The sequence below is a fragment of the Streptomyces sp. NPDC054932 genome (assembly GCF_053610205.1).
In genome coordinates this window covers 66,644-73,766 of sequence record NZ_JBSGXU010000020.1, presented here as the reverse complement: position 1 = coordinate 73,766, position 7,123 = coordinate 66,644, and the positions used below count along the sequence as shown (strand labels likewise).

At 72.2% G+C, this 7,123-nt stretch carries 8 protein-coding genes; 4 read left to right on the top strand and 4 right to left on the bottom strand.

What is annotated here, in order from left to right; translation table 11 throughout:
• Nucleotides 1-91: 91 nt before the first annotated feature.
• Together ACWGE1_RS08705 and ACWGE1_RS08700 are read right to left on the bottom strand one after the other, a co-directional pair.
• Nucleotides 92-1,633 (bottom strand): aldehyde dehydrogenase family protein, encoded by a 1,542-nt coding sequence (locus tag ACWGE1_RS08705; protein WP_453419826.1) that lies wholly within the window; start codon nucleotides 1,631-1,633, stop codon nucleotides 92-94.
• Between the two features lie 228 nt (nucleotides 1,634-1,861).
• Nucleotides 1,862-2,140 (bottom strand): hypothetical protein, encoded by a 279-nt coding sequence (locus ACWGE1_RS08700; RefSeq protein ID WP_453419825.1) that lies wholly within the window; start codon nucleotides 2,138-2,140, stop codon nucleotides 1,862-1,864.
• Between the two features lie 98 nt (nucleotides 2,141-2,238).
• On the opposite strand from ACWGE1_RS08700, the gene ACWGE1_RS08695 reads away from it, so the two are divergent.
• Nucleotides 2,239-2,625 (top strand): response regulator, encoded by a 387-nt coding sequence (locus ACWGE1_RS08695; protein ID WP_453419824.1) that lies wholly within the window; start codon nucleotides 2,239-2,241, stop codon nucleotides 2,623-2,625.
• Nucleotides 2,626-2,930: 305 nt separating this feature from the next.
• The gene (locus ACWGE1_RS08690) at nucleotides 2,931-3,581 is read left to right on the top strand and encodes a DUF4360 domain-containing protein (protein ID WP_453419823.1); all 651 of its coding nucleotides are present in this window, start codon (nucleotides 2,931-2,933) and stop codon (nucleotides 3,579-3,581) included.
• Here ACWGE1_RS08690 and cynR read toward each other — a convergent pair.
• Entirely contained in the window at nucleotides 3,548-4,534 is a 987-nt protein-coding gene (gene cynR / locus ACWGE1_RS08685; RefSeq protein ID WP_453419822.1) for a transcriptional regulator CynR, read from the bottom strand. The two genes, ACWGE1_RS08690 and cynR, sit on opposite strands and share 34 nt — an antisense overlap.
• Nucleotides 4,535-4,661: 127 nt before the next feature.
• Here cynR and ACWGE1_RS08680 point away from each other — a divergent pair, with 127 nt between their 5' ends.
• Both ACWGE1_RS08680 and cynS read left to right on the top strand, forming a co-directional pair.
• Nucleotides 4,662-5,276 carry a carbonic anhydrase gene (locus tag ACWGE1_RS08680; RefSeq protein WP_453419821.1) on the top strand — a complete coding sequence of 205 codons (615 nt, stop codon included), beginning with the start codon at nucleotides 4,662-4,664 and terminating at the stop codon, nucleotides 5,274-5,276.
• A 77-nt stretch (nucleotides 5,277-5,353) separates the two neighbouring features.
• Entirely contained in the window at nucleotides 5,354-5,824 is a 471-nt protein-coding gene (gene cynS, locus ACWGE1_RS08675) for a cyanase (RefSeq protein ID WP_453419820.1), read from the top strand.
• 8 nt (nucleotides 5,825-5,832) lie between these two features.
• On the opposite strand, the gene ACWGE1_RS08670 is transcribed toward cynS, so the two are convergent.
• A complete protein-coding gene (locus ACWGE1_RS08670; protein WP_453419819.1) occupies nucleotides 5,833-7,059 on the bottom strand; it encodes a tryptophan 2,3-dioxygenase family protein in 1,227 nt (408 codons plus the stop codon).
• Nucleotides 7,060-7,123 lie beyond the last annotated feature (64 nt).

Sequence of the window (7,123 nt, the reverse complement as noted above, 5' to 3'; positions counted from 1 at the left end):
GTACGAGCTGCGCCTCTCCGCCTTGCGATGCACCGCGCCGGACGCCGCGGGCCACGCCCTCCGGGCGCCGGCGCTACTTTGCGGACACCCCCTAGGGCATCAGCTGGTACTCGGGGAAGTTGCCCGGCAGTCGTTCGCCGTCCCGCCCGTCGGTGACGGCGTGCACGAGCAGTTCACCGCCGACGAACGCACCGCGCCAGGAGCCGCCGAACCCGCCGAAGAGCTCCTCCCGGTCCCCGCGCGAACGGGGCTTGCCGTGGCCGAGTTTGAAGGCGCGGATCTGCGGGGCGAGCCGGGCGAAGGTGGCCGGGTCGTCGGTGGACAGGGTCGCGACCAGGGCGCCGCCGGAGGCGTTCATCGCGGCGAGCAGCTCCGCCTCGGTGTCGACGAGGACGATCGTGTCGACCGGCCCGAAGGGTTCCGCGTGGTAGAGCGGGGAGGAGGCCGGCGGGCTGAGCAGCGTGAGCGGGGCCACGTAGGCGGAGGTGTCCTGCCCCTCCAGGAAGCGGGCCGGGTCCAGCGTGCCGCGGAAGAGCGGTACGGCGCCCCGCTCGATGGCCTCGGCGGCGTGGTCGGTGAGCTCCTTGGCCTTGGCCGCGTTGATGAGGGGGCCGAAGTCCAGCTCGGGCAGCGGGTCCTCGGGGTGCGCCACGGCGAGCGGGTGGCCGGTACGGATGGACGCGACGGCCGGCAGGTAGGCGGCGAGGAAGGCGTCGAAGGCGGAGCGCTGGACGACGAAGCGCGGGTAGGCGGTGCAGCGCTGCTTGCCGTAGTCGAAGAGTTTGGGGATGACCGCGGTCAGGGCGGGCCAGTCGGTGTGCTCCCAGATGCCCCAGGTGTTGAGGCCCTCCTGCTCCAGGATGTGGCGCTTGCCGAGGTCGGTGACGGCGGTGGCGATCCGCGCTCCGGTGTCGCGGCCGCCGACGAAGGAGACGCAGCCGATCTCCGGGGAGCGGACGAGGGCTTCGGACAGTTCGGCCCCGCTGCCGCTGACCAGGGTGACGGGGATGCCCTCGCGCCGGATCAGTGCACTGGCGAGGGTGAGGCAGGCGAGCCCGCCGTCGGTCGGGGTCTTCGCGATGACCGCGTTGCCCGCGAGGGCCTGCACGAGCATGGCGTGGACCAACACGGACATGGGGTAGTTCCAGCTCGCGATGTTGGACACGGGCCCGGCGAGCGGTGCCCTGCCCTCGGCCATGGTCTCGATGTGTTCCACGTACCAGCGGACGCCGTCCACGGCGCGGTCCACATCGGCCTGGGCGAGGTGCCAGGGCTTGCCGATCTCCCAGACGAGCAGGAGCGAGAGCAGCTCCCGGTGCTCGGTGAGGGCGTCGAGGGCGGCGGTGACCCGGGCCCGGCGTTCGGGCAGCGGGACGTGCCGCCAGGTGCGGTGCTCGTCGAGGCTGGCCCGTACGGCCGCCGCGGCGGTCTCCTGGTCCAGCCGCGGCGGGCCGGCGACGGGGCTGCCGTCGATCGGGCTGGTGGCGGGGAGGCTGCGGCCGTCGGGCTGCCAGGAGCCGGCCCAGAGATTGAGGACGCGGTCGTCGCGGAAGGCCTCGGGGGCGGCGGCGACGGATCGCCGCCAGGCGTCGGACCAGGCCGTACCGGGCTTGAGGGCGAGGGTGGGTGCCATCTGTGATTCTCCGCTCAGAGGGTGGGCGGGGCAGGGAGGTGGCTCGCTTGCGGCCGCCCTTCGCACGGGGGCGGGCCGCACGTCGAGGCTACGGGGGCATCACCGCGACCGTACGTACCGTGGGTGTGAATCGGCCGATGCCGCCGCTGCCCGGCGCGTCGCCGTGACGGGGCCCGTGGCGTGTTCGCGCAGTCGCGGAGTCCCGGATCCTGCGCCTCGTACGGCCGGTCAGCGGCCCTTGCGGCCCCGCTCGGGCGCGATCATGGCGACGAGTCCGTAGTCCAGCTCCGCGCCGTCGACGAGCAGGGCCTCGACCGTGCGCGTGCTCGGGTCGATGTCGGCCTCCACGCCCTGACCGCGGTAGCGGGGGTAGCCGGAGGCGCCCTGCTCGCCGGTCGCCTCCACCACGGCCGACCGCAGGGCCCGGTCCGCGGCGGACTGGCCGCGCAGGTTCTCGATGTGCTCGGGCACCAGCAGGATCTCGAAGCTCTGCGGCTCTGTGCTCATGGACCGAAGCTACCGGATCAGGTGCCCCGGAGCGGGCGTGCACACGCCCCGCCTCGTAGGCTCTGCGGGACCCCCGCACACGGACGAAGTGGAACGACATGAGCGACACCCCGGGCAGGATCCTCCTCGTGGCGAAGGAGCCCACCCTCCGCAGCCTCCTGGAGCGCCTCCTCGTGTCCCGGGGGTTCGCCGTGGTCGACGGCGGGAGCGGGGCGGACACCGTGTCCCTGCTGGGCAGCGCCGGCCCGATCGACCTGGTGATCTGCGAGCGCACGGGGCCCGGCCTGGACGAGGTGGCCCTGTTCGAGGAGATCCGCAGGCACCCCGAGCACGGGTGGGTACCGATCCTCGCGCTGCCGCCCGCGGATCCCGAGTGCACGGTCCGCGCTCTGGAGGCCGGGGTGAGCGACTGTCTCGCGAAGCCGTTCCATCCGACGGAGTTCATGGCCCGCGTCGAGCGGCTGGCCCGGCCGACCGCGGCCTGATTCCGCCGCCCGGCCCCCGGTCCGGTCGGCGCGATCCGGCCGGTCCGTGCCCGCTGGGGGCGATTGGCCGGACATCGCTCTGGTCCGCCCCGCCGAGGGTTCCTACGATTCGGGCACCCGGTCCTCACCGACCGGGAATTGTCAGGGACATGCCCATAACCCCTTCATGGGCCTGCCCCGTTCCACCCTGCACACCGGTCTGTGACGACCCGGCCCCGCTCTGGCCGGCCGCACCCCCCACCCTCCGGCGCACCCGGGCACCCGCCCGCGCGCCTCCCGGTACCGAAGCAGAGGATTGGAGAACCATGTCCGGTGGATTCCTCGTGAGCGGCGCGATCGGCGCCCTGCTCACCGCCACCCTGCCCACGCAAGCCGCCCCCTCCACCATCGTGAACCCGCCGCCCGACCGCATCGTGATCGAGGTCGCCACGGTGAACGGATCCGGATGCCCCAAGGACACCGCGGAAGTCGCCGTGTCCCAGGACAACACCGCCTTCACCGTGACCTACAGCCAGTACCTCGCACAGGTCGGCGGCGGCGCCCCGCCCACCGCGGCGCGCAAGAACTGCCAGCTCAGCCTGATCGTGCACGTGCCCCACGGCTTCACCTACGCGATCGCCAGCGCCGACTACCGCGGCTACGCCTCCCTCGCGCCGGGCGCGAAGAGCACCGAGAAGGCCTCGTACTACTTCCAGGGCTCGCCGGACACCGCCGCGCGCACGCACACGTTCACCGGTCCGCAGGAGGACAACTGGCAGGCCACCGACGTGACCGACTGGGCGCAACTGGTCTGGGCGCCGTGCGGGGTGCAGCGCAACTTCAACATCAACACCGAGCTGCGCGTCAACAGAGGCACCTCGTCCCCGTCGTCCACCAGCTACATGACGATGGACTCCACCGACGGCAGCATCAACACCGTCTATCACCTGGCCTGGAGGGAGTGCCCCGGCAAGTGATCCAACCCGCTCCCGGCCGCCTCCCCCTGCGCGTGCGCGCGCAGCGGGAGGCGGTAGCCGCGGTCGCGGACCAGGCGGGCGGTGAGCTCGGTGAAGGCACGGGCCGCGGCGCTCTCGTACGCGCTCTCGCGGCGCAGCAGGGTGACCGTCCGGGACGGGAGGGCGGGGTCCAGCGGGACGGGACGCAGGTGCGGGTGGTCGTGGGTGACCGCGTCCGGCAGGACGGTGGCGAGTGAGGTGCGCCGGACGATCTCGGTGAGGGCGTGCACGGAATTCGCCTCGACCGCGATGTGCGGCCGGACGCCGTGGGCGGCGAGGTAGGCGTCGACGTGCTCGCGGGTGGCGAAGTCCCCGCTGAGCAGCGCCAGTCGGCGCGTCGCGAGTTCTCGTACGGGCAGCGGTCCGGAGTCCGCGTCGGTGGCGGGCGCTGTGGCGGTGGCGGTGACCAGGCCGAGGGTCTCCGTGAACAGCCGGGTCGCCGCGATTCCGGGCAGGTGCGGCCCCGCGAAGGCGAGGCCCAGGTCGTGCTCGTCGGCGAGCAGGCCGGCTTCGATCCGGTCCTGGGGCATTTCCCGGACCTCCAGGGTGATGCCGGGATGGGCCTCGTGGAGGCCGGCGACGAGCGGGCCGACGAGGTACGCCGTGAAGGTGGGGGTCAGCGCGAGGCGCAGGTGCCCGCGGGAGAGGTCGGCCAGGTCCATGACGGCGCGCTCGGCGGCGGCGAGGTCCCGCAGCGCGCGCCGCGCGTAGTGGACGTACGTCGCGCCGGCGTCGGTGAGCCGCACGGCGCGCCCGGTACGGTCCAACAGCTGGACGCCGACGGTGCGTTCGAGCTGCTTCACCTGCTGGGACAGGGTGGGCTGGGAGATCCGAAGCTCTTCGGCGGCGCGGGTGAAGCTGCCGTGTTCGGCGACGGCGATCAAGTAACGCAGGTGACGCAGCTCCAGAGCCATGAACACGACTATAGATGAGATCGATGGCAGGCATGGAAATTGCGTCTTGGACACAATAGATGCAGGTCATGCATGGTGGAACGCGTCGAGCCCCACACGGGGCGCGTCCCACCAGCAGGGAGTGACCATGCAGGCCATGCAGCCCGTGCCCGTCCCGCACGATCTCGCGGACGGCGTCGCACGATTCCAGCGCGAGGTGTTTCCGGCCAAGGCGCAGCTCTTCGCCCGTCTGGCCGGGACACACCGGCCGACGACCTTGTTCATCGGGTGCTCGGACGCCCGCGTGGTGCCGGAACTGATCACCCAGAGCGAGCCGGGCGAGTTGTTCGTCGTCCGCACCGCCGGAAATCTCGTCCCCGCCCACGCTCCGGGTGCGGACGGGGTGGCGGCCAGCATCGAGTACGCCGTCGCCGTCCTCGGGGTCACCGAAGCCGTCGTGTGTGGGCACTCCGCCTGCGGGGCGATGACCGCCCTGGCCGAGGGCGCCGATCTCAGCGCCGCCGCCTCCGTCGCCGGCTGGCTGCGGCACGCGGACGCCGCGGTGGCCCGTACCCCGGGCGGCGCCGGTCCCGACCGGCTGTCCACCCTGATCCGCGAGAACGTACACGCCCAGCTCGCGAACCTGGCCACCCACCCCTCGGTCGCCCGGGCACGGGCCGCGGGAACCCTCAGGCTGCACGGCTGGGTGTACGACATCCGCTCCGGCGGCGTCATGCAGGCCGGCCTCGCCGCGGCCGGCTGACCCCGCGCCCCGCGCCCTGCGCCCTGCGCCCTGCGCCCGACCCTTCTCTCCTCTCCCCTCCTCCGAAGGACACCTTCATGCTGCACGCCCAGTTCGACCCCGCCGCCCGCCAGGCCCTGGCCGTCACCGCCGTCGACGCCAAGACCCGCAAGGACCTCTCCTGGCAGCAACTCGCCGACGCGGCAGGGCTTTCGGTCGCCTTCGTCACCGCCGCGCTGCTCGGCCAGCACGCCCTCCCCGAGAGCGCCGCGAAGGCAGTGGCCGCCGTGCTGGACCTGGACGAGGACGCGGTGCGGCTCCTGCAGACGATCCCGACCCGCGGGTCCCTCCCCGGCGGCGTCCCGACCGATCCGACGATCTACCGCTTCCACGAGATGCTGCAGGTCTACGGGACCACCCTGAAGGCTTTGGTCCACGAGCAATTCGGCGACGGCATCATCAGTGCGATCAACTTCAGGCTGGACGTGCAGAAGGTCGCCGACCCCGAGGGCGGTGAGCGGGCCGTCATCACCCTGGACGGCAAGTACCTGCCCACGCGGCCCTTCTGACCGTCCCCTCAGGCGCACTCGCCCGCGCCGGGCGCATCCGTCGGGCACCCCGCGCCGCGCTGCTCGCCGAGCTGCCAGAAGAGCCGGTTGTCCAGGCACTCGGCCAGGTAGGGGACGCCCGCGGTGTATCCCGATCCGTGTGCGTCGCCGAGCATGCGCGCGGCGAGGCTGCGGTGGGTGGACTTCCAGCGCTGGTGCCTCTCCTCCAGCCCGCCGAGGGCGCCGCGGAAGCGGTTCCACTCGGCCTCGCTGAAGCGGGCCGAGCGGCGGAGGTCGAGATAGGCCCGCACCACCGTGTCATGGTCGTCGCCCTCGGCCTCCGCCCGTACGGCGGGGACGTTCGTGAAGGCCTCGGAGCGCAGCCGCGGGGTGGTCGGCATACCGCACAGGATCTCGAAGCGCTTGTACTGCTCGGACTGGATGGCACTGGCGCCCTGCGTGAACTGCCTGAACCCTGAGAAGTGTCCCGGCCGCATGGTGGCGACCATCCGGAACAGCGCCGAGGCCCGGTCGAAGAGAGCGGCCGCGCGATCCACATGGTCCGCCGCCGCTGCCAGGCGGCCGTCGCGCAGGGCGTCGATCGCCGCCCGTACGTCCGTCACGATCGCCGTGAAGATCATTTCGTGGGCCTGCAGGACCCTGATGAAGAAGTACTCGTCGTGCAGTACGTACACGGGCTGGACCGTCACGTCGAACCAGTGGCCGGCCGCCGTGGCCGTGGGCCGGGGAAGGGCGTCGGCGACGTCCGCCCAGCGGGACCAGGGCACGTGGGCCGCGCGGAGCGCCAGGCCCTCGGCCTCCGGTCCGCCGAGGTCGTGCGCCACGAATCGCAGCGCGTGGCGCAGTCGCTTGCGCAGGGTCACCGGGTCCGGCGGGTCGCTGTCCGCGGATTCCCGGTCCGAGGCTTCCACCTGGATCTCGAAGCGCATGACGTCGGATATGAGCAGCGTGGCCATCCGGTTCGGATCCGGTGCGTCTTCCGCCTCCTCCAGGAGGAGCTCCAGCAGGGGCAGGGAAAGGTAGGTCCGGTTCCCGTAACGCCCGTCGTGCTTGTCGAGCATGCAGTGGAGGAATGCCTGGAGGAAGGGTCGGCGGTCCACTGCGCGGTGGCTGCGGATCTCGCCGAGCTGGAGCAGGAGGGACTGGGGCAGGAAGTGCTTCCCGGTGCGCCGCACCTCTTCCGTGACGGTCCGCGCCAGGTGGATCCCGTCCGTTTCTCCGAATTCCGCATTCATCGCCGCTCTCCTCCTGGGCCTGTGGACCTCACGCCGTCCGGGTGAAGCAGGAGATTCAAGTGGG

Coding starts and splice junctions, on each gene's coding strand:
- ACWGE1_RS08705 (WP_453419826.1), bottom strand. CDS start 1,633: ATGGCACCCACCCTCGCCCTCAAGCCCGGTACGGCCTGGTCCGACGCC.
- ACWGE1_RS08680 (WP_453419821.1), top strand. CDS start 4,662: ATGCAGGCCATGCAGCCCGTGCCCGTCCCGCACGATCTCGCGGACGGC.
- ACWGE1_RS08695 (WP_453419824.1), top strand. CDS start 2,239: ATGAGCGACACCCCGGGCAGGATCCTCCTCGTGGCGAAGGAGCCCACC.
- ACWGE1_RS08690 (WP_453419823.1), top strand. CDS start 2,931: ATGTCCGGTGGATTCCTCGTGAGCGGCGCGATCGGCGCCCTGCTCACC.
- ACWGE1_RS08670 (WP_453419819.1), bottom strand. CDS start 7,059: ATGAATGCGGAATTCGGAGAAACGGACGGGATCCACCTGGCGCGGACC.
- cynS (WP_453419820.1), top strand. CDS start 5,354: ATGCTGCACGCCCAGTTCGACCCCGCCGCCCGCCAGGCCCTGGCCGTC.
- cynR (WP_453419822.1), bottom strand. CDS start 4,534: ATGGCTCTGGAGCTGCGTCACCTGCGTTACTTGATCGCCGTCGCCGAA.
- ACWGE1_RS08700 (WP_453419825.1), bottom strand. CDS start 2,140: ATGAGCACAGAGCCGCAGAGCTTCGAGATCCTGCTGGTGCCCGAGCAC.